25 protein-coding genes and 1 tRNA gene are annotated in these 25625 nt (G+C 59.3%); 9 read left to right on the top strand and 17 right to left on the bottom strand.

Going from position 1 to position 25625, the window contains the following annotated elements:
- The first annotated feature begins 8 nt into the window (after positions 1-8).
- Both C0V76_RS12625 and C0V76_RS12620 read left to right on the top strand, forming a co-directional pair.
- The gene (locus C0V76_RS12625; RefSeq protein WP_216821731.1) at positions 9-968 is read left to right on the top strand and encodes an integron integrase; all 960 of its coding nucleotides are present in this window, start codon (positions 9-11) and stop codon (positions 966-968) included.
- A 701-nt stretch (positions 969-1669) separates the two neighbouring features.
- Positions 1670-1900 (top strand): AlpA family transcriptional regulator, encoded by a 231-nt coding sequence (locus C0V76_RS12620; protein ID WP_101942814.1) that lies wholly within the window; start codon positions 1670-1672, stop codon positions 1898-1900.
- On the opposite strand, the gene C0V76_RS12615 is transcribed toward C0V76_RS12620, so the two are convergent.
- From C0V76_RS12615 to guaB, 4 genes are all read right to left on the bottom strand, one after another.
- On the bottom strand, positions 1875-3083 hold the full coding sequence (locus tag C0V76_RS12615) for a site-specific integrase (protein ID WP_101942743.1): 1209 nt from the start codon (positions 3081-3083) through the stop codon (positions 1875-1877). The two genes, C0V76_RS12620 and C0V76_RS12615, sit on opposite strands and share 26 nt — an antisense overlap.
- 306 nt (positions 3084-3389) lie before the next feature.
- Positions 3390-4943 (bottom strand): glutamine-hydrolyzing GMP synthase, encoded by a 1554-nt coding sequence (guaA, locus tag C0V76_RS12610; protein ID WP_101942742.1) that lies wholly within the window; start codon positions 4941-4943, stop codon positions 3390-3392.
- A 6-nt stretch (positions 4944-4949) separates the two neighbouring features.
- Positions 4950-6248 carry an MFS transporter gene (locus C0V76_RS12605; protein WP_101942741.1) on the bottom strand — a complete coding sequence of 433 codons (1299 nt, stop codon included), beginning with the start codon at positions 6246-6248 and terminating at the stop codon, positions 4950-4952.
- A gap of 54 nt (positions 6249-6302) precedes the next feature.
- Positions 6303-7769, bottom strand: coding sequence for an IMP dehydrogenase (gene guaB, locus C0V76_RS12600; RefSeq protein ID WP_101942740.1), 1467 nt, complete (start codon positions 7767-7769; stop codon positions 6303-6305).
- A gap of 94 nt (positions 7770-7863) precedes the next feature.
- Between guaB and C0V76_RS12595 the strand changes: the two genes are divergently transcribed.
- Positions 7864-8370 (top strand): DUF4124 domain-containing protein, encoded by a 507-nt coding sequence (locus C0V76_RS12595; RefSeq protein ID WP_158239239.1) that lies wholly within the window; start codon positions 7864-7866, stop codon positions 8368-8370.
- 438 nt (positions 8371-8808) lie between these two features.
- Here C0V76_RS12595 and C0V76_RS12590 read toward each other — a convergent pair whose 3' ends face one another.
- The gene (locus C0V76_RS12590; protein ID WP_101942738.1) at positions 8809-9108 is read right to left on the bottom strand and encodes an RnfH family protein; all 300 of its coding nucleotides are present in this window, start codon (positions 9106-9108) and stop codon (positions 8809-8811) included.
- Positions 9105-9560: a type II toxin-antitoxin system RatA family toxin gene (locus C0V76_RS12585; RefSeq protein WP_101942737.1), complete on the bottom strand. Its 456-nt coding sequence runs from the start codon at positions 9558-9560 to the stop codon at positions 9105-9107. Before C0V76_RS12585 ends, C0V76_RS12590 begins: the two co-directional genes overlap by 4 nt.
- A gap of 82 nt (positions 9561-9642) precedes the next feature.
- Between C0V76_RS12585 and smpB the strand changes: the two genes are divergently transcribed.
- The gene (smpB, locus tag C0V76_RS12580; RefSeq protein WP_101942736.1) at positions 9643-10092 is read left to right on the top strand and encodes an SsrA-binding protein SmpB; all 450 of its coding nucleotides are present in this window, start codon (positions 9643-9645) and stop codon (positions 10090-10092) included.
- A 95-nt stretch (positions 10093-10187) separates the two neighbouring features.
- Here the strand turns inward: smpB and gltX are convergent, their stop codons facing one another.
- Complete coding sequence (gene gltX / locus C0V76_RS12575) at positions 10188-11576, bottom strand: glutamate--tRNA ligase (protein ID WP_101942811.1); 1389 nt, start codon at positions 11574-11576, stop codon at positions 10188-10190.
- A gap of 125 nt (positions 11577-11701) precedes the next feature.
- Here gltX and C0V76_RS12570 point away from each other — a divergent pair.
- Positions 11702-11777: transfer RNA gene (locus tag C0V76_RS12570), tRNA-Val, on the top strand.
- Positions 11778-12190: 413 nt separating this feature from the next.
- On the opposite strand, the gene C0V76_RS12565 is transcribed toward C0V76_RS12570, so the two are convergent.
- The 6 genes from C0V76_RS12565 to C0V76_RS12540 form a co-directional block, all read right to left on the bottom strand.
- Positions 12191-14152, bottom strand: coding sequence for a family 2A encapsulin nanocompartment cargo protein cysteine desulfurase (locus tag C0V76_RS12565; protein ID WP_173893992.1), 1962 nt, complete (start codon positions 14150-14152; stop codon positions 12191-12193).
- A complete protein-coding gene (locus C0V76_RS12560) occupies positions 14127-15056 on the bottom strand; it encodes a family 2A encapsulin nanocompartment shell protein (protein ID WP_101942735.1) in 930 nt (309 codons plus the stop codon). Before C0V76_RS12560 ends, C0V76_RS12565 begins: the two co-directional genes overlap by 26 nt.
- Before the next feature lie 100 nt (positions 15057-15156).
- Positions 15157-15378: a helix-turn-helix domain-containing protein gene (locus tag C0V76_RS12555; RefSeq protein WP_101942734.1), complete on the bottom strand. Its 222-nt coding sequence runs from the start codon at positions 15376-15378 to the stop codon at positions 15157-15159.
- A gap of 2 nt (positions 15379-15380) precedes the next feature.
- Complete coding sequence (gene epsC / locus C0V76_RS12550) at positions 15381-16313, bottom strand: serine O-acetyltransferase EpsC (RefSeq protein ID WP_371460189.1); 933 nt, start codon at positions 16311-16313, stop codon at positions 15381-15383.
- 41 nt (positions 16314-16354) lie between these two features.
- Complete coding sequence (cysK, locus tag C0V76_RS12545; protein ID WP_101942732.1) at positions 16355-17329, bottom strand: cysteine synthase A; 975 nt, start codon at positions 17327-17329, stop codon at positions 16355-16357.
- A 170-nt stretch (positions 17330-17499) separates the two neighbouring features.
- Positions 17500-18027 carry a rhodanese-like domain-containing protein gene (locus C0V76_RS12540; protein ID WP_101942731.1) on the bottom strand — a complete coding sequence of 176 codons (528 nt, stop codon included), beginning with the start codon at positions 18025-18027 and terminating at the stop codon, positions 17500-17502.
- A gap of 390 nt (positions 18028-18417) precedes the next feature.
- Here C0V76_RS12540 and cysT point away from each other — a divergent pair, with 390 nt between their 5' ends.
- The 4 genes from cysT to C0V76_RS12520 are packed head-to-tail and all read left to right on the top strand — an operon-like array spanning position 18418 to position 22217.
- Positions 18418-19260 carry a sulfate ABC transporter permease subunit CysT gene (gene cysT, locus C0V76_RS12535; protein WP_101942730.1) on the top strand — a complete coding sequence of 281 codons (843 nt, stop codon included), beginning with the start codon at positions 18418-18420 and terminating at the stop codon, positions 19258-19260.
- A gap of 1 nt (position 19261) precedes the next feature.
- On the top strand, positions 19262-20170 hold the full coding sequence (gene cysW, locus C0V76_RS12530; protein WP_101942729.1) for a sulfate ABC transporter permease subunit CysW: 909 nt from the start codon (positions 19262-19264) through the stop codon (positions 20168-20170).
- Positions 20167-21276 (top strand): sulfate/molybdate ABC transporter ATP-binding protein, encoded by a 1110-nt coding sequence (locus tag C0V76_RS12525; RefSeq protein WP_101942728.1) that lies wholly within the window; start codon positions 20167-20169, stop codon positions 21274-21276. Before cysW ends, C0V76_RS12525 begins: the two co-directional genes overlap by 4 nt.
- Positions 21277-21278: 2 nt before the next feature.
- Positions 21279-22217 carry a CysB family HTH-type transcriptional regulator gene (locus C0V76_RS12520; RefSeq protein ID WP_101942727.1) on the top strand — a complete coding sequence of 313 codons (939 nt, stop codon included), beginning with the start codon at positions 21279-21281 and terminating at the stop codon, positions 22215-22217.
- A 104-nt stretch (positions 22218-22321) separates the two neighbouring features.
- Here the strand turns inward: C0V76_RS12520 and fdhE are convergent, their stop codons facing one another.
- From fdhE to fdxH, 4 genes are read right to left on the bottom strand one after another with little or no spacing between them, the layout of a single operon-like run.
- A complete protein-coding gene (gene fdhE, locus C0V76_RS12515; protein WP_101942726.1) occupies positions 22322-23146 on the bottom strand; it encodes a formate dehydrogenase accessory protein FdhE in 825 nt (274 codons plus the stop codon).
- 33 nt (positions 23147-23179) lie between these two features.
- Positions 23180-24079, bottom strand: a complete 900-nt coding sequence (gene fdhD, locus C0V76_RS12510; RefSeq protein ID WP_101942725.1) for a formate dehydrogenase accessory sulfurtransferase FdhD — start codon at positions 24077-24079, stop codon at positions 23180-23182.
- Between the two features lie 7 nt (positions 24080-24086).
- The gene (locus C0V76_RS12505; protein ID WP_101942724.1) at positions 24087-24707 is read right to left on the bottom strand and encodes a formate dehydrogenase subunit gamma; all 621 of its coding nucleotides are present in this window, start codon (positions 24705-24707) and stop codon (positions 24087-24089) included.
- On the bottom strand, positions 24704-25618 hold the full coding sequence (gene fdxH, locus C0V76_RS12500; RefSeq protein ID WP_101942723.1) for a formate dehydrogenase subunit beta: 915 nt from the start codon (positions 25616-25618) through the stop codon (positions 24704-24706). The genes C0V76_RS12505 and fdxH overlap by 4 nt, the downstream gene beginning before the upstream one ends.
- Positions 25619-25625: the final 7 nt, after the last annotated feature.

Here is a 25625-nt window from a genome sequence, read left to right as displayed (position 1 = left end):
CCCCGAAAGTGCTCGATCAGCTGCGGGAACGCATCCGCTATCTGCACTACAGCTTACGGACCGAGGAAGTTTATGTCTATTGGGTGCGGGCGTACATCCGCTTTCATGACATCCGTCACCCTGCAACGATGGCGGGGCCGGAGGTAGAGGCTTTTCTGCGTTGGCTGGTGAACGAGCGCAAAGTGTCAGCCTCAACGCACCGGCAAGCTTTGTCGGCCTTACTGTTCCTGTATGAAAAGGTGCTCGGCGTTAATTTGCCCTGGCTGACTAAAATCGGGCGCCCGCATGTCAAAAAGCGCTTGCCGGTCGTGCTGGTGCCGGATGAGGTGGCGCGAATTCTGGCTGTGCTGGACGGCGAACACCGGCTGTTTGCACAACTCTTGTACGGCACAGGCCTGCGGATTGCCGAAGGCATGCGCTTGCGCGTCAAGGATGTGGATTTTGCGCATAATTCGATCATCGTGCGTGAGGGCAAGGGCGCCAAAGACCGCGTAGTGATGCTTCCGCAAAGCCTGATCCCCGGGCTGCGTTCGCAACTTACGCGGGCGCGCACCTTGTGGGCGGCCGATGTGGCAAATCGTGTTTCCGGAGTGGAGCTGCCCGATGCGCTGGCACGGAAGTACCCACGCGCTGGCGAATCGTGGCCGTGGTTCTGGGTGTTTCCGCAGGCAGAGTTGTCGAAAGACCCGCGCTCAGGTGTTTTTCGGCGCCACCACCTGTACGACCAGACTTTTCAGCGGGCATTCAAACAGGCGGTACGCCGGGCAGGTGTCGAAAAACCGGCTACACCGCACACGTTGCGCCACTCCTTCGCGACGAGCCTGCTGCAGTCAGGCTACGACATTCGCACGGTCCAGCAGTTACTGGGGCATTCGGACGTGAGCACGACGATGATCTACACCCATGTGTTGAATCTGGGCGGCATGGGGGTACGTAGCCCGATGGATGCACTGCCGACACTCGGTTAGCCCCAAAGACCAAGCCAGCCATAACGTCGCGTGTCCATCCGCTCTACACGCTATAGCTGACGTTACCGATAGGCATGCCCAGTGACCACATTGGCCGAGTTGCTGTCATTCCGTAAATCCACCGGCAACTGAGCCCCGTTCGTCGTGATATGTCGACGATAGATTATTCCGACACATCCACCCCACTGGTGCCTTCAGCCCGTCGCCCCCGGCGAACCGCCTGAGCGTGCCAGCACCTCCCCTCGCAAACGTTGATGGTGCCTAGAGGCTGCATGAGTTAGGCGCCGGCGCCAACTTCACCGCAGCCAGAGCACACCGCTCATCAGCGAAAAATCAACCGACGAACGGGAATTCCTTGCACTAAATACCACAGGGCGGCGCCAAGGACTTAGGCAACTACTTCTTTCTCGAAGAAAATCCAACAAACCCATCTCCAGGCGGCCCGAATTTTGAAAACCCGTAAATATGGCGTCAGAAAAAATAATCAAATCTTCACGCACAAATTCTCAAAGTCCACATTTCCTCTAACCTGAACGAAAAAACCTGAAATCTCATCAAACAAACCGCAAAAAACTACTTTAGGTAGCGATTTGACGACAAATTCACACCCTCCTAGGCTAACGACATTGATCAAATAAATGAGCCATGACATCCAGCAGGCACTCTTGATCGAGACGATTTATGCGCATGGAGAAAGACAAATGACTACGAAGGTTCTTATCAATCGCAAGAAACTGCTGTCGATCATCCCACTGTCTGAGCGAACAATCTTCAATCTAGAGCAGCGCGGGGAGTTCCCCCGACGCATTGCACTCACTAGCAGGAACGTGGCCTGGGATCTGGAAGAGGTCGAGGCGTGGATCGAGACACGCAAACTATCAGGGGGTCAGGCTATGCGCCCCGGCCTCATGCTGATGAACATGCCGGCTTGAGCGTCCATTCATCAATCATGTCCGCCCAATCCTGCAGCATAGCTGTACGCTGTTCTCGGTATTCCGCTTTGTTGTACACCGCCCTGACGCCCTTCTGCTCGTGGGCGAGACACTTCTCAATCCAGTCGGTGTTATACCCAGCTTCATGCAGCAAGGTGCTGGCCGTTCGACGCAAATCGTGAGGGCCGAACTTCGTTAAAGATTTTTTTTCTTTCTGCGCCAATTTATAGGTCAGCGTCAGAACCTGATTAAGTGTCGCACTGCTCATAGGAGAATCTGAGTCGTACCGCGAAGGCAGTACATAGTCTGATCCTCCGGCAAAGGTTTTTAGTGCAATGAAAATATCCAGAGCCTGCCGGGACAGAAACACCAGATGCGGACTACGCCGCTTCATGCGCTCCTTAGGGATCGTCCAGAGCGCGTCGCTGAAGCTAATCTCGCCCCAAGTCGCGTTGGTCAGTTCACTCTTGCGCACCATCGTCAGCAGCAAAAGCTTGGCAGCTGCACGGATGGATGGTGTTGTTCCGATGCGCTCCATGTACTGATACATCAAACCGATTTCGTCTGGCGTCAGCGCACGGTCACGCGGCTCAAACTTGGCTATTGTTGTCGGACGCACCAGCTCTGCAGGGTTCTCGACCTTCTGGCCACGTTCAATGGCCCAGCGATAGACCTGCAGCACTACCTCGCGAGAATGTACCGCAGTTGCTGGCGCACCTCGCTCCACGATGGCATCGGTCAGTGCGCGCAAATCTTCGTGAGTAATCTCAATCAGCTTCTGGTTGCCAAATTTCGGTTTGAGCTCCCGCTCATAGACTGAGCGGCGCATGTCACGAGTGGAATCAGCCATCTGGTATCCGCGTAGCCACTTTTCGGCCCAGGCCCCAAAGGTCTCCGCATCCTTGACGCGAAACTTGTCCCGCGCCTTTTCCTTGGCTGGCGACTTCCCCGCCGCAATCATCTTCTTTGCTTCACCCAATCGCTCACGTGCTTCCGCCAAGGTGATGCCACCGAGACCATAACGACCGAAGGTGATGGTCTCCTGCCTGCCGTGAATCGAATAGTTGTAGCGAAAAGAGATAGATCCCGCCGGAGTAACTGCAGCATAGAGGCCATCTCGGTCGTTCACCTTGTAGAGCTTATCCTGCGGCTTGAGGTTGCGGAGCTTGGTATCGGTCAGCATGATTACGGCCCTATTCGAAGTCCTATGCCATAATGAAAACAGCCCCAAAAACTTTCAAATTACCTAACAATTACAATAAGTTACGCATCTTCAATACCATGCAACAAGAAATACAAGCCTCATGGTATCGGCTGGACTCATGGCATCCGAAGAAAATAGTACCACTTGCAATGCCATGAAAAAAGCTTGCTTGGCCGTGCCAAATCTTGCCAGCCAGTACTGCAGACGGTCACAAAAAAGCCCGTAAAATCACGGGCTTATATGTTTTTTATTGCCTGATATTGCCAACCGATGCCAAACGCGAGATCACTCCCACTCGATCGTAGCCGGCGGCTTTCCCGACACGTCGTAGACCACGCGATTAATACCACGCACCTCGTTGATGATGCGGTTGCTGACCTTGCCCAGCAGCTCATAGGGTAGTTCGGCCCACTTGGCGGTCATGAAGTCAGAGGTGCACACAGCCCGCAGGGCTACGACGTATTCGTAGGTGCGGCCATCGCCCATCACGCCGACGCTCTTGACCGGCAGAAATACCGCGAAGGCCTGGCTGGTCTTATCGTACCAGTCGAAAGCGCGCAGCTCATCGATGAAGATGGCATCCGCGCGGCGCAGCAGGTCGCAGTATTCTTTCTTCACTTCGCCCAGCACGCGCACGCCAAGGCCCGGCCCAGGGAACGGGTGACGATAGACCATCTCGTGCGGCAGGCCCAGCGCCACGCCCAGCTCGCGCACTTCATCCTTGAACAGCTCGCGCAGCGGCTCCAGCAGGCTCAGCTTCAACGTATCCGGCAAGCCACCGACGTTGTGGTGACTCTTGATGGTGTGGGCCTTCTTGGTCTTGGCACCAGCCGACTCGATCACATCCGGGTAGATCGTGCCTTGCGCCAGCCACTTGGCGCTGGGCAGCTTGGCGGATTCGGCCTGGAAAACTTCAACGAACTCGCGGCCGATGATCTTGCGCTTGGCTTCCGGATCAGTCACGCCCGCAAGATGGCCCATGAACTGCTCGGTGGCGTTCACGTGGATGACCTTCACGCCAAGATGCTTGTTGAAGATGTTCATGACCTGCTCGCCTTCGTTCAGGCGCAGCAGACCGTTATCAACAAACACACAGGTGAGTTGGTCGCCAATCGCACGATGAATCAGCGCAGCCGCCACAGAAGAATCAACACCACCGGACAAGCCCAGAATTACTTCATCGGAACCGACCTGCTCGCGGATCTTCGCAACGGCCTGATCGATGTAGTTCGGCATGGTCCAGGACGGCTCCACCTTGCAGATCTGCAGCACGAAGCGATTAAGCATGTCACGCCCCTTGAGGGTGTGCGTCACCTCAGGGTGAAACTGCACGGCATAGAAGCCGCGGTCTTCATCAGCAATGGCTGCGATCGGACACGCCGCGTTGCTGGCGATGATTTTGAAGCCGGCAGGCAACGCGGTGACCTTGTCACCGTGGCTCATCCAGACTTCGAGGAATTTTTCCCCTGCATCGCCAGCCCGGTCTTCAAGGTGCTCAAACAACGCGCCGCCGTGCGACTGGATCTCCGCAAAACCAAACTCACGCACTTTGCCCGCTTCAACCTTGCCACCCAGCGCTTGCGCCATCCATTGCATGCCGTAGCAGATCCCCAGGACCGGCACGCCCAGTTCGAAAAGTTTCGGATCGGCCTGGTAATCACTCTCGTAAACCGAATTCGGACCGCCGGACAGGATGATGCCGGTGGGATTAAAGTCGCGAATGAAGTCGATGGAGACATCAAAGGAGTGCAGTTCGCAATAGACATGTGCTTCACGCACGCGACGTGCGATCAACTGGCTAACTTGGGAACCGAAATCGAGAATAAGGATCTTGTGCATGATGGATCAGGGCGTGGCGGAATCGGGAACAGAGGAAGCAGCGGCCGCAGCGGCCGCCAGCGTGGCTTTGTGCGTCATCAGATAACGCATGGCCAACACGGCAGCGGCGGCCTGCAGTGCAGCACAGAAAAAGAAAGGCGCGCCAACACGCCAGTCATGCGGCGGCAGATGCGAGACGGTGGCCAACAATGGAGCACCAAGCATTGGCGCTAGCACAGCCATCAGGCTATTGAGCGAAGATACAGCCCCCATGGTCTGCCCCTGATTATGGGCTTCAGCCGAGTTTGAAATCAGGCTTTGTACGGCAGCCATGGCGCCAAATGCCAGCACATTGCAGCCGATCACTGCGTACATCATCCAGCCCTGGGTCGCCATACCCCACAGGAAGTAAGCAACAGCCCCCGACGCAAGCCCGATCGCAGCCAGCTTGCGAGCACCGAACCAGCGCAAGAAATGTTTGAGCAGGAAACCCTGCACGATCACAGACATGACCCCTACCGCAAACAGCGACCAACCGTTTTCACCCGGCCCCCAGCCAAAGCGGAAGCTATTGGACAGAACCCAGCTTGTATGCAAGGTGAATTGGGCCAGCGAAGCCAGCGCAATCACTGCCACCAACGGCCCCACCCCCTTGAGTTGATTCAACTTGCGCAAGGATGCAACAGGATTAACCGCAGTACGCCATTGGATCGGCTTGCGACGCTCAAGCGGCAAAGATTCGGGCAGTACGAAATAACCATACAACCAGTTCAGGATAGCCAGCGAACCTGCGGCGAAGAACGGCAGATGCAAATTGATGGCACCAAGAATGCCGCCCATCACGGGGCCGAGAATAAAGCCCATGCCAAACATGGCCCCAAGCATGCCGAAGCGGCGCGCTCGCTGCTCAGGTGGTGTGATATCGGCCACATAGGCATTCGCCACCGCCGCATTGGCCTGCATGGCGCCGCCAACCAAGCGAACCGCCACCAGCATCCAAAGTGAAGTCGCCAAGGCTGTCGCAAAGAAATTCAGAGCCAAACCGCAGAAGCCAAGCAGCAGTACAGGACGTCGGCCATAGCGATCCGACAGCGCGCCAAGAAGCGGTGAGCCGATGAAGTTGGCAAAACCAAAAGCAAACGCCACTGCTCCATACCACCAGGCTTGCTCAACCGGATTACGGGTAAAACTGCCGACCAGCGCCGGCAACACCGGGATGATCAAACCGATCGAAATCATGTCGATCAGCACGGTGATCATGATGAAACCGATCCCCGCACTACGCCCCTTGGATTGCTGTTCAGGTGCAGATGCGGGGTGATTCATCAAGTAATTTCCGGAAGTCTTGAGAGCAGGCCGTCAGAAGACGGCCCGTGCAACTCAGTCCATGTGCTGGTAATTCGGCGCTTCCTTGGTGATCTGCACGTCATGGACATGAGACTCCCGGATACCTGCCGAAGTAATTTCCACGAATTCGGCCTTGGCGCGCATCTCTTCGATGCTGCTGCAGCCCACATAGCCCATCGAAGAGCGCAGGCCACCCATCAATTGATGGATTACCGCACCCACCGGTCCCTTGTAGGCCACGCGCCCCTCAATACCCTCTGGAACCAGCTTCTCAGCGTTACCGCCTTCGTTGTCCTGAAAGTAGCGATCCGCCGACCCCTGCTGCATGGCGCCGAGAGACCCCATACCGCGGTAAGACTTGTAACTGCGGCCTTGGAACAGCACAGTCTCACCCGGCGCCTCTTCGGTTCCGGCGAACAGACCGCCAAGCATCACGCAGTTGGCGCCAGCCGCAATGGCTTTGGAGATGTCACCCGAGTAGCGAATGCCACCATCGGCAATGAAAGGCACGCCGTGAGCCGCCAAGGCGTTGGCCACGTTATCGATTGCAGTGATTTGCGGCACGCCAACCCCGGCGACGATACGTGTCGTACAGATCGAGCCCGGACCGATACCAACCTTGACTGCATCGGCTCCGGCATCCACCAAAGCCAGCGCAGCGGCGGCTGTCGCAATATTGCCGCCGATCACTTCCACTTGCGGGAAATTCTTCTTGACCCAATTCACGCGGCTCAGCACACCTTGCGAATGACCATGCGCAGTATCCACCACGATCAGATCCACGCCCGCCTCAGCCAGCAACTCACAGCGCTCTTCAGTGCCTTCGCCCACACCCACCGCGGCCCCTACTCGCAAGCGGCCCTGAGCATCCTTGGCAGCAAGCGGATGCTCGGTCGCCTTCTGGATATCCTTCACCGTGATCAAGCCATACAGATCACCGTTAGCCTTAAGCACCAGCACACGTTCAAGGCGACTCTTGTGCATCAGCGCCTTAGCTTCGTCGAGCGACGCCCCTTCCTGGATAGTCACCAGACGCTCGCGCGGGGTCATGATGGACGATACAGGCTGATCGAGATTGGTTTCGAAGCGCAAATCACGGTTGGTGACGATGCCAACCACCTTCTTGCCTTCGACAACAGGCAAGCCTGAAATCTTGTGCTGGCGAGTAAGCGCAGTCACTTCACGAACGGTCAGCGTCGGCGGAATAGTGATCGGATCACGCAGGACACCGGATTCAAACCGTTTGACCCGCGCCACTTCCTGAGCCTGCTGCTTGGGTGTAAGGTTCTTGTGAATGATGCCGATACCACCCTCCTGCGCCAAAGCAATCGCCAGGCGGGATTCGGTTACGGTATCCATCGCTGCGGAAACCAGCGGAATGTTGAGGCTGATATTACGTGTCAGGCGCGTAGCAAGGCTGACGTCACGCGGCAGAACATTGGAATGGGCGGGGACCAGGAGAACATCGTCGAAGGTCAGCGCCTTCTGGATCAAACGCATGTTTATAATCCTTACCGGCAAATCGGCATTATACAGGCGGAGGGCCATCCGGCAAAACCGAGCGGCGGCCCTGCACTCCCTTCAAGGACTCACCATGAAACTGAAGCTTCTCGCCATCACCTTGGCCTGCACACTCCCTGTGGTAGCTGGCGCCCAAGTCTATACATGGAAAGACAGCAGTGGCCGCACCCATTTCTCTGACCAGCCGCCCCCCAACACTGATGCCAAAACCGTGCGCAACAACATGGTTCCAGAGCCTGCAGCCGCCCCCAAGAGCGCTGGCAGCCCTCCAGCAGCCAACGCCTCCGGCGTGCCTGAAGCAAAAGCCTCCGGCCCCAAAGGATGGGAGGAGCGCGACCGCGACTTCAAGCAGCGACAGGCCGAGAAGGCAGAAGCTGACGCAAAACTGAAGAAGGAACAAGAAGCCAAGGCCGACAAGGAGCGCTACTGCTCCGACCTGCGGCGCAACATAGCAATGCTCGAACGCGGTGGCCGAGTCGGCAAGGCCAACGAAAAAGGCGAAAACATCCCGATGGATGATTCGCAGATGCAGGCTGAAATCTCTCGCAGCAAGGCACAACTAGCCAAGGACTGCAAGTAAGCCTGACTGTCAGCAAGGCCGCCTTCAGGCCATTGCCGCTAAGTTAAGCCAAAGGCCCCCTCGGGGCCTTTGTTGTTTGTAAAGTGCAGGGCATGACAACAAAGCTGAGCCCCTTGCAGCCAGTGGATGGCTCAGCCGCTGCAAGAGTACCTGAGTGACCCCCACGACGTTGAGCCCCCTGAGCAACGGAGTGGCCCGCAGCACTGGGTTAGGCATTACAGATGAGCGGCGTGGCTACTATGCGAATCGTCGCTTACCCACGGAGCAAGCCATCTGGCGGGTGCTGGGGTCGCTGCTCAGGGAGCACTCAATTGTGTGTGGCGGAGGTGCTGGAGCTAGCCTTGCCTAGACGGAACGATGAGCGCATCAGCTCCATCAAGAAAAATGCCGCTCAGGCTTAACTGAGCAGCATTGCCGCGTTGCGGGCCTTTTGCGTTTTTACAGTTCTCCGCCACCCTTTTTCATGACCTTACCCTCTTCAGCACGTTTGCGACGCACCTCTTTCGGATCAGCAATCAAAGGGCGGTAGATTTCGATCCGGTCACCATCACGCAAAACCGTATCAAGTCGGCAAATTTTTCCATACACGCCGAATTTTCCTTGCTCGAGCGTTATCTCCGGGTGCTTCTGAAGCAGGCCACACGCTTTTAGCGCCTGCTCAATATTCGCACCCTCAGCCAGCTGCAGACTGACCAACTCCTGCTTTTCGGGCAAGGCATAACAGACTTCAATTTTCATTTGAATACAGCTCCGGAACCCTGAGCGGCCAACTGATCGGCGCGCCGGATAAAGGCCTCTACGAAACTGCCGGTAATCTGGCTGAACACCGGCCCCAACACCTTTTCAAGCAGGCTGCTGGAAAACTCGTAATGCAAAACAAACTCCACTTTGCAAGCCGCCTCAGTAAGCGGAGTGAAGTTCCACTCCCCATCAAGCTTGCGAAACGGTCCTTCGCGCAAACGCATGCGGATGCGCCGGCCAGGTTCGATTTCATTCACAGTAGAAAAGTGCGCCTTGATCCCGTGATAGCGAATATGCACCACCGCCACCGCATGCTCCACACTGCGCTCAAGCACCTCCCCCCCGCCACACCAGGGCAGAAAGGCTGCGTAATCCTCCACGCCATCAACGAGCCTGAACATAGCGTCGGCACCATGCTCAACAAGAACGGACTTTCTGATTTCGGCCATGCGATTGAGGCTGCCTGCTGCGTCGCTGCTAGAATGCGCGATTCTAGCGGATCACGCGCCAACACTGCAGCCACGCAGCATCATGAGCATCATTGACAATCGCAAAGCCTTTCACGACTACTTCATCGAGGAACGCTTCGAAGCCGGCCTTGTTCTGGAAGGCTGGGAGGTAAAGGCCATCCGTGCCGGCCGCGCGCAGATCAAGGAAGCCTACGTACTGATTCGCAGCGGCGAGATTTTCATCATCGGCATGCATATCAGCCCGCTACTCGCCGCCTCCACCCACATCAAGCCTGACCCGGTCCGCACCCGCAAAGTCCTGCTGCACGCGAACGAGATCGACAAATTGATCGGCAAGGTTGAACGCGCCGGCTTCACACTGGTACCACTCGACCTGCACTACAGCAAGGGCAGAGTCAAGATGGAAATCGGCCTGGCAAAGGGCAAGAAGCAATACGACAAGCGCGAATCCGAAAAAGAACGCGACTGGGAACGCGAGAAGCAACGCCTCATGCGCGACAAAACGCGCTGATCTAGCGCAGCAGAAGCAAGCAACGCTGTTCTCGGCGCCTCGCCACGCAGCGGGCGGGCTGCACCCTCCAAGAGAGTGCAGCTAGGCCGCTCGCCTTACCTCAAACGCGCCAGCACCCGCTCACGCCCCAGCACCTCCAGGACGGCATCGATCGACGGCGTTTGCGCCACACCAAGCAACTTCACGCGCAGCGGAATTGCAAGCTGGGGCATTTTCAGACCCAACTCGCTGCAGGTTTCCTTGATCAACCCGCTCAAGGCCGCCTTATCCCAGCTCACGAGAGCAAGCTTGCTAGCCAGCAACGCCAGCGCCGAACAGGCGCTTTCGGTTAGGTGCTGGGCCGCCAACTCAGCAGACGGCGCTACCTCGACGAAGTATGACTCCACCGAATCAGCCAGCTCAACCAGGGTTGATACACGCTCCCGGTACAGTGCCACAACTGCGGCCAGCTCCGGCCCACCCTCGACACTTACCGCGCGAGCGGCCAGACGCTTCACCACATCCGCCGCCAACACTGACGGTTCAGTCTGCTTGATGTAATGCGCATTCAGCCACTTGAGCTTCTCGGTATTGAACTGCGCGGCTGAGGGCGTGATGTGATCCAGATCGAACCACTCGACAAACTGCTCGCGCGAGAAGACCTCTTCGTCGCCATGGCTCCAGCCCAGACGCGCGAGATAGTTGATCACTGCCTCTTTCAGAAAACCCTCTTCGTCATACTGCATCACGCTGACAGCCCCGTGACGCTTGGAAAGCTTGGTACCGTCATCACCCAGGATCATCGAGAGATGCGCATACAGCGGCACACTCGCCCCCAGAGCCTTGAGGATATTGATCTGACGCGGGGTGTTATTCACATGATCATCGCCACGAATCACATGACTGATACGCATATCCCAGTCATCCACCACCACGCAGAAATTGTAGGTCGGCGTGCCATCGGCACGAGCGATAACCAGATCATCCAGTTCGGCATTGGAGATCTCGATATGCCCCTTAACCAGATCGTCCCAGGCCACCACTCCCTCGAGCGGATTCTTAAAACGCACCACCGGATGCAGTCCCTCCGGCACAGCAGGCAAAACCTTTCCTGGCTCCGGACGCCACCGACCGTCGTAACGAGGCTTCTCGCCACGCGCACGTTGCGCCTCGCGGATTACCTCGAGTTCTTCCGGCTGGGTGTAACAGTGATAAGCCGTTCCAGCCGCCAGCATTTCACCAATCACCTGCTTGTAACGCTCCATTCGCTGCATCTGATAGAAAGGACCTTCGTCGTGGGTCAGCTCCAGCCAGCTCATGCCATCAATGATGGCCTGGACTGCTTCGGGCGTAGAGCGTGCAACGTCAGTATCCTCAATACGCAAGACAAACTGACCACCATGGCGACGTGCAAAGGCCCAGGAAAACAGCGCAGTGCGAGCGCCGCCGATGTGCAGAAAGCCAGTTGGGCTGGGGGCAAAACGGGTTCGAACAGGAGTGCTCATGGCTGACGGAATAGCATCAAAACGAAAGATGTGCATTTTAAGCGATGAAAGCTTTGACGAACCGAAAAAGCTTCCCTATAATTCGGCCTCTCTTCTGACGGGAACGAAATTTTTCCCAGTCATGCAGGCGGTTAGCTCAGTTGGTAGAGCACGTCCTTCACACGGACGGGGTCGTTGGTTCGAGTCCAATACCGCCTACCAAATATTTTTTCAGTCTGGAGTTAATGACTGAAAATTCTCAGAAAAGGCCTACAGCAATGCTGTAGGCCTTTTTCGTTGCGCCACACTTCCAGTTTCGTAGGCGCCAAATCACTATTCATCGTTTCGTTGGCCGCCAGACATTGAGCGTAGAAAGCTTAAGGGCAGTTCACAAGTCATACGCCGTGCAGCCCACTACTCCCGCGAGGATCAACTCCATCGGGCGATGGGAACCGGTTACGGCCTCCCAGCTCCCCTGCCCCGCCTTCCATGCGGACTTCCTGACCACTGCCGGTTGACGCAACAAAACGGGCCTCTCCGGCCCAGCTGACTGTGCATTCCATATGCGTGCTCGCTCAAATAAGAAAGCCGGCAGCGGTTTCCCGGCTGCCGGCTGGTGACTGATTACTGCATGCTCAACGACGCGAAGTCGCCAGCTGGTACACCACGCGCACCATGCGATCGACCTCTTCGCAGATGTTGTAGAAGGCCAGCGAGGGCCGCACGGTCTGCTCGACACCGAAGCGCCGCAGAATCGGCTGGGCGCAGTGGTGGCCGGTGCGCACCGCAATGCCTTCGCGGTTCAGCGCTTCGCCCACTTCCTGCGTGGTGAAACCCTTGAGCACGAAGGACGCGACACTGGCTTTCTCGGCCGCCGTGCCGATCAGACGGATACCCGGAATCGTGAGCAAGCCCTGCGTGGCGTAAGCCAGCAGGTCGTGCTCGTAGCTGCCGATATTCTCGATACCTATGCGATCCACATAATCCAGCGCAGCGCCGAGGCCGACCGCGTCCGCGATGTTGCCGGTGCCGGCTTCGAAGCGGTTGGGCGGCGGCTGATAGATCGTACGCTCAAACGTGACGTCCGCAATCATGTTGCCCCCACCTTGCCAGGGCGGCATGTTCTCCAGAATGTCGCGCTTGCCGTAGACCACGCCGATGCCGGTCGGGCCGAAGATCTTGTGGCCCGAGAAGACGAAGAAGTCGGCATCGAGCTGCTGCACATTTACCCGCATGTGCGACACGGACTGTGCGCCATCGACCAGAGCCTTGGCGCCCACGCAGTGAGCGAGGGCGACAATATCCTTGATCGGCGTGACCGTGCCGAGCGCGTTGGATACTTGCGTTACCGCGACGATCTTGGTCTTGTCGTTGAGCAGCTTGCGATACTCGTCGAGCAGGATCTGGCCCGTGTCATCTACCGGAATCACGCGCAACTTCGCACCCTTGGCGGCAGCCAGTTGCTGCCAGGGAACGATGTTGGCATGGTGTTCCAGGTTGGAGACAATGATCTCGTCACCCTCGCCGACGTTCTGCGCACCCCAGGTCTTGGCGACCAGGTTGATGGCTTCGGTGGCTCCGCGCACGAAGATGATTTCTTCGGTCGAGCTGGCGCCGATGAAGCGTTTGACCTTGTCGCGCGCACCCTCGTAGGCATCCGTCGCCCGCGCCGCCAGTTCATGCGCCGCACGGTGAATATTGGAATTCTCGTGGGCGTAGAAGTAAGCGAGACGGTCGATCACGGCCTGCGGCTTGTGGGTGGTGGCCGCGTTGTCGAACCAGACCAACTGCTTGCCGTTCACGCGTTCCTGCAGGATCGGGAAGTCGCGACGCACAGCGTTCACGTCGAAAGGCGGACGCGCGCCAGCTTGCGATGCCGGTGCGCGACCATTCTCGTTACGAGTCAGATCCGTGAAGTAAAACCACTGATCCTTCTTCGCAGGTTCGGCAGTCAGAGCAGCAGCGGTTGGCGGCACACCACCGAGCAACTCACGCAACTCGTCCTCACCGGGCAAACCGAAAGAACGGGCTGTCACGCGATCTTCACGCGGCACATCCACTTCGCTGGCAACCGGATATGCGCCGAATTTGGCAACCTCGTCACCGAGGAAGTAATACGGTGAGCTGGGCGGCGTTGCAGGCGCTTGCACGGGGGCTTGCGGCAGATCGATGCTGGGTAGCGAGGCCGCATAGGCTTCGGGCACGCCCTGCGTCGGAGAACGGCTCGATACGCCAGCAGAATCCACCGCTTTTTCCGGCAGCCCGGTCTGTGTCTGGGCAACCGGTGCGAGCGCAGGGGCACGCGCACCGAGGGCCAGCACCGGCTCGGACGGCTGGGGCGGCATAGCGAGCTGCGACGGGCCACCCAGATGGCTCAGCCCGAGGGGCAAACCATTGGTGGCGCCGCCTGGCAGTGCGGTCGTCGCGGTGTTGCCAGGCAGGGCTGAGAAAAACTCGCCCGCCAGCTTCGCCAGGCTTGCCACATCCGGCAGACCCGAAGAAGGCTCCTTGGGAATGCCTGCCGGCGGCGTCAGTCCCGTCACACCACCCAAGCTGCCTGCGCCTGCAGGATTACTTGTAGGTGTCTGGGTAGTCATGGAACTTGCCAATCTCCACATCATCAAGCACAGCGAGGGCGTCGTCGGTCAGCACGGCCAGCGAGCAGTACAGCGAAATCAGGTAGGACGCGATGGCGTTGCGGTTGATACCCATGAAGCGCACCGACAGGCCCGGGCTCTGTTCGCCCGCCAGACCCGGCTGGAACAGGCCAACCACGCCCTGGCGCTTCTCGCCCACGCGGATCAGCAGGATCTTGGTCTTGCCATCGGCCACCGGCACCTTGTCCGACGGGATCAGCGGGATGCCGCGCCAGGTCAGGAACTGCGAGCCGAAGAGCGACACGGTGGGGGGCGGCACGCCACGGCGGGTGCACTCACGGCCGAAGGCGGCAATCGCAAGCGGGTGAGTCAGGAAGAAGGCCGGCTCTTTCCACACTTTGGTCAGAAGCTCGTCCAGATCATCCGGCGTTGGTGCGCCGGTCAGCGGGTAAATGATCTGATCCGGATGCACGCTGGCAAGCAGGCCGTAGTCCGGATTGTTGATCAGCTCGGACTCCTGACGCTCCTTGATCGTTTCGATCGTCAGGCGCAGTTGTTCCTTGATCTGGTCATGCGGGCTACTGTAGAGATCGGACACGCGGGTCTGCACGTCTAGCACGGTGCTGACTGCATTAAGGAAGTACTCACGCGGGGCTTCTTCGTAATCAACGAAGGTGTTCGGCAGTTCGCCGGAGCCTTCGCGCTGAGTGCAGGTCACCTGCACATCCAGCGGATTCTTGACCTTGTTGAGGCGGTAGATACCCGCCTCGACGGGTTGCCACTGCAGCAGATGGGTCAGCCAGCGCGGCGTGATGATAGAAAGCTGCGGGACAGTCTTGGTGGCATTCGCAAGCTGGCGTGCGGCATTATCGCCAAGCGCTTGCTGGACTTCATTTGCGGCCATTCATGGCTCCTTGCAAGAATCAGGTTTATCAGGAAAACGTCTTAATAAATATGCTTTTCTTCTAAGCGCGTCTCAACATGCTATCGCCAGCACAAAGCCATCAATGTTGCTCACAGCGGGCCAGCAAATAGGAGGGCAGAAGCTCGAAACCACTGGCAAGCTTGTTGATGGTCACCAGTGAAGGCATGGCAATACCGCGCTCGATCTCGCCCACATAGGAGCGGTTCAGATCGGCACGCTCAGCAAGCTCTTCCTGCGACCAGCCACGCGCTTCGCGCAACTGGCGTACGACACCAGGAAATCGGCTGACGACCGGACTCATACTCAAATCCCTCCACCGTGATTCAGCACTTCATGCTGCGAGTTGGCCTGAGTGACGTTGCTACCTGCGGAAACACTGCGCGTCAGCCAGACATTGCCGCCAATGACAGACCCTTTGCCGATGGTGACGCGCCCCAGCACCGAGGCGCCGGCGTAGATCACCACGTCATCTTCAACAATCGGATGACGCGGCAAGCCCTTGTGCAGCTTGCCTTCCTCATCGCTGGTAAAGCGCTTGGCGCCCAGGGTGACGGCCTGATACACGCGCACATTGCGGCCGATCACAGCTGTCTCACCAATCACCACGCCGGTGCCATGATCGATGAAGAAGCCGGGGCCGATCTGCGCACCAGGGTGGATATCGATCCCGGTTTCGGAATGCGCCAATTCCGCCACGATACGTGCCAGAAGCGGCACGCCAAGCTGATGCAGCTTGTGAGCGATGCGGTGATGAATCATCGCTACGATGCCGGGGTAGCACAGCAGCACTTCATCAACGCTGCGCGCAGCCGGATCGCCCCGAAAAGCGGCTTCCACATCGGTATCGAGCAAGCGGCGGATATCTGGCAAGGCAGTCGCGAAATCGCGCACGATGCCCACGGCCTGCAGCTCAAGCGAGGTCGCGCCCACATTGCTCTGCCGGGCCGCGTAGCGCAGTTCAAGGCGCACCTGAGCCAACAGGTTGTTCAGCGCCGCGTCCAGGGTATGGCCGACGTAGAAATCCTCGCTTTCCTGCCGCAAGTCGGCCGGACCGAGACGCATCGGAAACAGCGCGCCGCGCAGGGCAAGCAGAAGCTGGCGCAAGGTTTCCGGCGACGGCAACTCGCGCCCGCCGTACTCGTGGCGGCGTTGCTGGGCTTCACGCCAGCCTTCGCGCACTTCACGCAGGCCGGCAACGACGCGGTCCAGATCCCAGTTCGATGTGGCCGAAGCCAGCACCGAGGCGCCGGCTCCGTCCAGTGTCGAAAGCCCGATGTTCATGCCGCAATCCCGGCTGCATCGAACAAGCCTTCAAACAGAACCGAGCTCAGATAACGCTCACCTGAGTCAGGCAGAATGACCACGATAGTCTTGCCGGCGTTCTCCGGCTTCTGAGCGAGCCTGACTGCGGCAGCCGCAGCAGCACCACTTGAGATACCGGAAAGGATGCCTTCTTCACGTGCCAGACGACGAGCGTATTCAACGGCGTCTTCGTTGCTGACCTGCTCGATGGCATCCACCAGCGAAAGATCCAGCACGCCCGGCACGAAGCCCGCGCCGATGCCCTGAATCTTGTGCGGACCGGGCTTCACGGGTTCGCCGTTACGCGTCTGGGTCAGCACCGGACTGGCGGCCGGTTCAACGGCTACGGAGGTGATCGCCTTGCCTTTGGTTTGCTTGATATAGCGGGACACGCCGGTAATCGTGCCGCCGGTACCCACGCCAGCGACAAAGATATCCACTGCGCCATCGGTCGCGTCCCAGATTTCGGGGCCCGTGGTGGCTTCGTGAATCGCCGGGTTGGCTGGGTTCTTGAACTGCTGCAGCAACACATATTTGGGGTCAGACGCAGCAATTTCCTCGGCCTTGGCAATCGCGCCGCTCATGCCCTTGGCGCCTTCGGTCAGTACCAGCTTCGCACCATAGGCCACCAGCAGCTTGCGCCGTTCCAGGCTCATGGTTTCCGGCATGGTCAGCGTGAGTGGAATACCGCGCGCTGCGGCCACGAAGGCCAGTGCGATGCCGGTATTGCCGCTAGTGGGCTCAACCAGTTCCTTGCCCGGGCCGAGCAGGCCACGCTTTTCAGCATCGGCAATCAATGCTGCACCGATGCGGCACTTCACCGAGTAGGCGGGGTTACGCCCTTCAATCTTGGCCAGCACAGTGGCACCCGCGCCGTCCGTAATGCGATTGAGGCGGATCAACGGCGTAGCGCCGATGGATTGCGAATTATCCGAAAAGACCTTGCTCATTTATTGCTCCCCGACTTGATTGAAATTCGTTAACACCCGACCGCCCCAAAAAACGGAACAACAATCACCGCGAACGGAAGCCAGGTCGCCAGGAGACACGGAAACGTATCTGAATACGTTAAGCACCCGATTTGCGAGATAGCACCCGTGCGGCAGATTGGCGCCCGTCCTTAGTCTTGGTTCCAGGGCAGGCCCCAATACCGCCAACCGTTGTGCTCGCCGCGTTGCTGCTGATCGTTCAGATCACCTTCGAAACCTTCAAGCACATTGAAAACATGATTGAAGCCCGCCTTAGCGGCGGCTTCGGCCGCCAGGGCCGAGCGCTTGCCACTGCGGCACAGCAGCAGGATCACCTGCTCCTTGCCGGCCTTGGTTTCGAGCTCACGCACGAAGCGCGGGTTACGCGTCAGAGCCGTCCCGTTCGCCCAGGCCACATGAAGCGAACCAGGCACATGGCCCACAAACTTGCGCTCTTCTGCGCTGCGCACATCTACCAGCAAGGCTTCGCCCGCACTGAACAGATCCCAGGCTTGCGCCGGCGTAACCCCTCCCGCGAAGGGCAGCTGCTCCCCGAGCGCGTTTTCGCGGGCACGCTGCAGAATATTGAGGCGCTCCCCGGCCGGTACTGGCTGAAGGGCCTTAGTAGCGGGCGCTTTCGCCTCGCTGTGCGACTGAACAAGAGAACCGGCTGTTGTCATTTCACTCTCCTTGACGGGAAGCTCCGTTGTGATGCCATAAGCATTGGAGTTCCGTGATGAGCAGCAGCTTATGCGCCGTCTTTAGCCAGCAAAACGATTTAAAAATTGTTCGCTTATCCGCTTTCCTGATAAGCCCAAACAAGGGGGTGGATGCCTGTAGCATCAGAGGAGGATCGCCAGAAGCAGCGCTTTCATATCAGTGGCGCCCTGCCCTCACAAGCGCATCAACGCGACGGATGGGCCTGCAATGCCAGGCAAAGCCTGGCTCGCAGAGGGCCGGCCAAGGCAAGCCTCTTTACTCAAAATTGGAATAAGGACTTCAGCTTTTATTAGTTAGCAATGAATAAGCAGAGCCATACACTGCGGTCACTTCATATAAGGCTCTGCGCCATGACCGCTTCAAGACGCTCTTCGGCCCATGTACTGCCCGGCTTCAGGCTGACCCTGGGTTACACGCTGCTTTACCTATCCCTGATCGTGTTGATCCCGCTGGCAGCGGTATTCATCAAGACAGCCCAGGGCGGCTGGGAGCATTTCTGGTGGTCGGTCAGCAGCCCTCGAGTGCTCGCTTCATTGCGCCTGTCTTTTGGCGCTTCGCTGATTGCTGCGGCAATCAATGCGGTGTTCGGCCTGCTGCTGGCCTGGTCGCTGGTGCGCTATCGCTTTCCGGGTCGCAAGATCGTGGATTCGCTGGTCGATCTGCCCTTCGCCCTGCCCACCGCTGTCGCTGGCATCGCGCTGACGGCTATCTATGCGCCCAAGGGCTGGGTGGGCAGCCTTGCTGCGGCGCATGACATCAAGATTGCCTTCACCCCCTGGGGCGTATTGCTGGCGCTGGTCTTCATCGGCCTGCCCTTCGTGGTGCGCACCGTTCAACCGGTGCTGGAGGATCTGGAAACCGAGCTGGAGGAAGCCGCCGCAAGCCTCGGCGCGCACCGCTGGCAGATCTTCCGCTATGTGATTTTCCCGACCTTGCTGCCGGCGCTACTGACAGGCTTTGCGCTCTCCTTCGCCCGGGCCGTCGGCGAATACGGTTCAGTGATCTTCATTGCCGGCAACATCCCGATGGTGTCGGAGATCGCGCCGCTGATGATCATCACCAAACTCGAGCAATTCGATTACGCCGGAGCGACCAGCCTTGCCGTGGTGATGTTGCTGGCCTCCTTTGCCCTCCTCTTCGTCATCAACAGCCTGCAGGCCTGGTCGGCCCGCCGGATCGGAAGGAAAATCTGACATGGCCGCTGCTACTGCCACCCTGAATGCTGCGCATCTGGCCTCACTGAACGCGCCGCGCCACTTCGAAGACAAGGCCGCAACCCGTGACCAGGCCTGGGTGAAGTGGAGCATCGTCACGGTTTCCTTGCTGTTCTTCGCAGCTTTTCTGCTGCTGCCACTGGCCACCGTCTTTGTCGAAGCCTTCAAGCGGGGCTGGGATGTGTATCTGGCTGCGATCACCGAGGCCGACGCATTGGCTGCCGTGAAACTGACGGTGATCGCCACCGTGATCGCCCTGCCCTTGAATCTGGTCTTCGGTGTGTCGGCGGCCTGGGCCATTGCCAAGTTCGAATTCCGCGGCAAGCAATTCCTGATCACCCTGATCGATCTGCCCTTCTCAGTGTCGCCTGTGGTAGCTGGCCTGATTTATGTGCTGATCTTTGGTGCCCAAGGCTGGTTCGGCCCCTGGCTGATCGAGAACAACCTGAAGATCGTGTTTGCCGTACCCGGAATCGTACTGGCCACCATCTTCGTGACCTTCCCCTTTATCGCCCGCGAGCTGATCCCGCTGATGCAGGCCCAAGGCAAGGAAGAAGAAGAGGCCGCCATCGTTCTGGGCGCCAACGGCTGGCAGACCTTCTGGCATGTGACCCTGCCCAACATCAAGTGGGGCCTGCTCTACGGCGTGATCCTGTGCAATGCCCGGGCGATGGGCGAGTTCGGCGCGGTCAGCGTTGTCTCCGGGCATATCCGCGGCCTCACCAACACCATGCCGCTGCAGATCGAGATTCTCTACAACGAATACCAGTTTGCCGCCGCCTTCGCCGTGGCCTCGCTTCTGGCCCTGTTGGCCTTGGTGACACTGGTACTTAAAACCTTCATCGAGTGGCAAGCCGCTCGCGATAGCCAACAGGAAGAACAAGCATGAGCATCCAGGTCCAGAACATCCGCAAGCAGTTCGGTTCATTCATTGCGCTGAACGACGTTTCGCTCGACTTCCCGACCGGCGAACTGGTCGCCCTGCTAGGCCCCTCCGGCTGCGGCAAGACCACGCTGCTGCGCATCATCGCCGGCCTCGAATCGGCCGATAGCGGCAACGTGATCCTCGAGGGCAACGACGCGTCCGGCACCCATGTGCGCGAACGTCAGGTCGGCTTCGTGTTCCAGCACTACGCGTTGTTCCGCCACATGACGGTGTTTGACAACATCGCCTTCGGCCTGCGCGTGAAGCCGCGCCATGAACGTCCCTCGGAAGAGATCATCAAACGCAAGGTGACGGATCTGCTCAAACTGGTACAGCTGGACTGGCTGGCCGATCGCTTTCCCTCCCAGCTCTCCGGTGGCCAGCGCCAGCGCATCGCGCTCGCCCGCGCACTGGCGGTAGAACCGCGGGTGTTGCTGCTCGATGAGCCTTTCGGCGCGCTCGATGCCAAGGTCCGCAAGGAGCTGCGCCGCTGGCTGCGCAAGCTGCATGACGAACTGCACATCACCAGCATCTTCGTGACCCACGACCAGGAGGAAGCCCTTGAAGTGGCCGACCGCGTGGTGCTGATGAATCATGGCAGCGTGGAGCAGATCGGCAGCCCGGAAGAAGTCTGGAATACGCCGAAAACGCCCTTCGTGTATGGTTTTCTGGGGGCGGTAAACCTGTTCCATGGCCGAGCCGAACAGGGTGAAGTGAAAGTGGGCGAGCACAGCCTTGCGCACTCGGAAGCAAGCATCCCGCCGGGCGCTGAAGTCATCGCTTTCGCCCGCCCGCATGAGCTCGACATCGAGACGGATCTGGCCTCGTCGCAAGGCATCCGTGCGCGCATTGCCCGCATCCAGGCTTTTGGCATTACCGCCCGGGTTGAGCTCGAACGTATCGATGCCGGCCAGACCGTACATCATCACGAGGTGGAGTTGCCGCTCGAACGCCTCATCTCGCTGCAATTGCAGACCGGTAGCGAAGTCCGTCTGGTGCCCTCGCGCCTGAAGGTCTTCCAGCAATCTGCCGCAGCAGCGTCCGACCATTACATCGCAGCGGGGATCTGAACATGAACTTCCAGCAACTGCGCATCGTGCGCGAAACAGTCCGCCAGAACTACAACCTCACAGAGGTTGCCAACGCGCTATTCACCTCTCAGCCCGGTGTGTCCAAGCACATCAAGGATCTGGAGGACGAGCTCGGCGTCGAGCTTTTCATCCGCCGCGGCAAGCGCCTGCTGGGGCTGACAGAACCGGGCAAGGAACTGGTGGTCATCGTCGAACGCATGCTGCTCGACGCACGCAACATCAAGAAGCTCGCCGACCAGTTCACCCAGCGTGACCAGGGCCAGCTGACCGTGGTCACCACCCACACCCAGGCACGCTACGCGATCCCCAAGGTTGTCACCACCTTCAAACAGGAATATCCCAAGGTGCATCTGGCGCTGCATCAGGGCAGCCCACAGGAGATCGTCCAGCAACTGCTCTCGGGCGAAGCGGATATCGGCATCGCCACCGAATCGCTCGACAATGAACCAGAGCTGGTGACTTTCCCGTTCTACGACTGGCACCACGCGGTGCTGGTGCCGGCCGGGCACCCGCTGCTTGCCGAAACCACGCTGAGCCTCGAAGCCCTGGCTGAGTATCCGCTGATCACCTACCACTCAGGCTTTACCGGTCGCAGCAAGATCGACAAGGCCTTCGCCGCAGCCAATCTGACGCCGGACATCGTAATGTCCGCACTGGACGCGGATGTGATCAAGTCTTACGTCGAACTTGGGCTGGGAGTTGGCATCATCGCGCCGAGCGCCTTCAATCCGCTCAAGGATCACGATCTGCGCCTGATCGACGCATCCCATCTGTTCGCCCGCAACACCACGCTGATCGCGGTACGCCGCGGCCACTACCTGCGCGGCTATGCCTATCGCTTCATCGAGCTGTGCTCGCCTGAGCTGACGGAAACCAATGTAAGGGCTGCCGTTGCACCGCATCGGGAGAATGCGTTCTAACTAACGTGACAGCTTGGGAGGGCGATGGCGACTTGAGTGGCCATCGCCCTCACCCCATGCACGTACAGCCCGCCTGACATGCAGCGCACAGGCGCAGGAGAAGCTCAGGCTGCTTCGCCGCTGAGCAGGAAAAGATTGGGCGCCCCTCTTGCATAACCCTGCTCGCCCACCAGCACATCAAGCAGCAGCGAGGCAAGATCATCAGCCAGCGGATCGAAGGCCGGATCCCGCGACTGGAAGAACAGCTTGATGTAGCCGTGGCAGGCATCACAGGTTTCAGCCTGGATGGGCGCGTCAGGTGCAAGGCCGAGGTAATCGACCACACCATCGGCGTCGCACAGACTGCAGTGCGCCCTCACCATATGCCAGCGCGTGGCACACAAAGCACATTCAAGATAGCGCAGGCCGCCGCGCCCTTCACCGGCAAGGATCACCCCGCCCAGGGCGGCACTGCCACAACAGGGGCACTGTGCGCGTTGCACGATCGGCGCAGAAGCCGCCACCCGGCGCCAAGCAAGCAGCGTCCACACCACCTGGAGGGCTGCGCTGAGGACCAGATCAAGTTGGCTACGGCCCTCTGCAGGGCGCTCGCCGCGCGCAAACTCGAGATTGTCCCGAATACGTGCCGCCAGTACCGCCGGATCAGGCTCATCAGTACCCGCAGCCAAACTGCCGCGCAGATACTCGAAGGCCTCGGGCCAGGCGGCTCCGAGCGCCGCATCAGATACAACCGCAAACTTCGGGCCCAACGCATCCAGGGCGCGCTGCTGCGCATCAACCAGTTCAGCCAGCCACAGCAACCAGGCTTCCAGCGCATGGCCGGGGGCCAGACTCCGAAGGCGTTGCGCGCGGTGGGAAAAAAGCCGGGCATCCGGCGCAAGCACAAGGATCGGCGCAATAGCCGAGGAGATCTGTTCAGGAAGATTCATGATTTTCTTGATCGTTGGGCGAGATGCTCACACTCACATCATGCCGCGCCGGGCCTGACCGGCCAGAGGCATTTCACCGGTGAGCCGTTCTGCATGGCAATAAGCCACCATCTGGCCAGGGCGCGCAAAACCGACGAGCAGGATACCCGCGGCCTCTGCCGTGCGGATCGCCAGGGCAGTAGGCGCGGACACCGCAACCAGTGCCCCCGCGCCCAGCGCGACCACTTTCTGCACCATTTCATAAGAGGCACGGCTACTGACCAGTACGAAGCCAGCGCCTGCCTCATGCCGGCTGCGGAACATGGCTCCAGCGAGCTTGTCGAGCGCATTGTGGCGCCCGGCATCTTCGCGGACCATCCGGATCCGACCCTCGCCATCCACCCAGGCCGCCGCGTGGGAGGCCCCCGTCTGCTGACGCAAAGGCTGCCAGTGCGCAAGCTGCCGCACGGCCTCATCGATCGCACTGACCGATACGGACGCAGCGCTAGCGAGGCGCCCCTCGGGCAGTGGGCGAATGGCATAGGTCAGGCTTTCCACGCCGCACAGACCACAGCCGGTACGGCCAGCCAGCGAACGGCGCCGCTCTTTCAAGGCCAGAAAGCGCGGCTGGGCAATCTGCATCTCGATGACAATGCCCGCGCAGCCCGGCTGGACCTCGAGATCATGAATCTCCTCCATATTTTCCACGACACCTTCGCTGATGCTGAAGCCCAGCGCGAAATCCTCGAGGTCCGTCGGCGTCGCAAGCATCACGGCATGCGAAATGCCGTTGTAGCTCAAAGCAACGGGCACCTCCTCGATGACTTCGTCCTCTTGCTCGGCGCGGCTTTCCGCCTGTATGCGCAGCACCTCAACCAGCGCGCTCGGCGCGTGATCAGCTTCGTCAGCAGGCGCGCCGCCCGGCAAGGGAAGAACAGGAACTGTGCAGCTCATGCTTGGCTCACTTGCCGGTCATCTGGCGATACCAGCCACGGTGATGCTGCTTGGCCCAGGCGCGGGTCACGGTGCCGTACCACATGGCGCGGATGGTGCCCTTCACCCAGATCGCGGCATACACGTGCACGAAGATCAGGCCGATCATCACGGCGGCGGTGGCGGCATGCACCACCACGGCCACGCGCACGAGCTGCGTATCGACATGAAACATGCTGCGCCACATCAGCAGGCCGGACACCGTCATCAGCAGCATGCCGACGCCGAGCGTCCAGAACAGTGCCTTCTGCCCGCCGTTGTATTTGCCTTGCTCTGGCATGTCATGGTCATTGCCATCAACCATGTTCTTTGCCTTCTTGAGCCACTCGACATCCGCCGGCGTCATGATGTTGAGGCGGTAGAAGCGCACGAAGATGATGAAGAAGGCCACTGCCATCAACACGCCTACCCAGGGATGGAGGATGCGCGTCCATACCGGGCCGCCGAAGAGCTGGGTGAGCGGGAAGAAGGCCGGATGAAAGAAGGCCAGGCCGGAGAGCGCGAGCAGGATGAAGCTCATGCCTACTACCCAGTGGTTGGCCCGCTCGGAGGCGTTGTAGCGCTTGAGGTCCTTCGGATCGCGGATCATTTCGCACCTTCCTTTTCTGCACGTTCGCGGCGGTCTTCAGCGTCGATCTCGTCTTCGACTTCCTTCGAGACCTCGTTCGGTCCCTTCATCACGTAGTGGAACAGGCTGCCCAGCGCCACCCCAGCCAGGGCCAGCGTGGCGAGCGGCTTGGCCATACCCTTCCACAGCGAGACCAGCGGGCTGATCGACGGATTGCTCGGCAAGCCGCTGTAGAGCTCGGGCTTGTCGGCGTGATGCAGCACGTACATCACATGGGTGCCGCCTACGCCTTGCGGGTCGTAGAGCCCTGCGTTGTCGAAGCCGCGGCGCTTGAGATCCGCCACCCGGGTCGCCGCGTAGTCCTTCATGTCCTCCTTGCTGCCGAACTGGATGGCGCCGGTCGGGCAGGTTTTCACACAGGCCGGCTCCTGCCCCACCGCGACTCGGTCGGAACACAGCGAACATTTGTAGGCCTTGCCGTCGTCCTTGGAGATACGCGGCACGTTGAAGGGGCAGCCGGTCACGCAGTAACCGCAGCCGATGCAGTTCTCTTCGTGAAAATCGACGATGCCGTTCTTGTACTGGATGATCGCGCCGGGAGATGGACAAGCCTTCAGGCAGCCGGGGTCTGCACAGTGCATGCAGCCATCCTTGCGGATCAGCCATTCGAGGCGGCCATGCTCTTCTACTTCAGCGAAGCGCATGACGGTCCAGGCCTTGGCCGAAAGATCGGTCGGGTTGTCATACACGCCGACGCATTCGCCCACCTCCTCACGAATGTCATTCCATTCCGAGCAGGCCACCTGGCAGGCCTTGCAGCCGATGCAGGTTGATACATCGATGAGCTTGGCGACTTCGATCGGTGCGCGCACCTGGGTCGAGGGCGTAGTGGTGGCGGAACGGCGCAGGATGTCGAGGGATTGCAGTGCCATGATTCAG

Source organism: Uliginosibacterium sp. TH139, assembly GCF_002855595.1.
In the GTDB taxonomy this organism is placed as follows: Bacteria; Pseudomonadota; Gammaproteobacteria; order Burkholderiales; family Rhodocyclaceae; genus Uliginosibacterium; species Uliginosibacterium aquaticum.
Note: the sequence above shows the minus strand (reverse complement) of the source record. Positions and strands in the feature narration are given on the sequence as shown.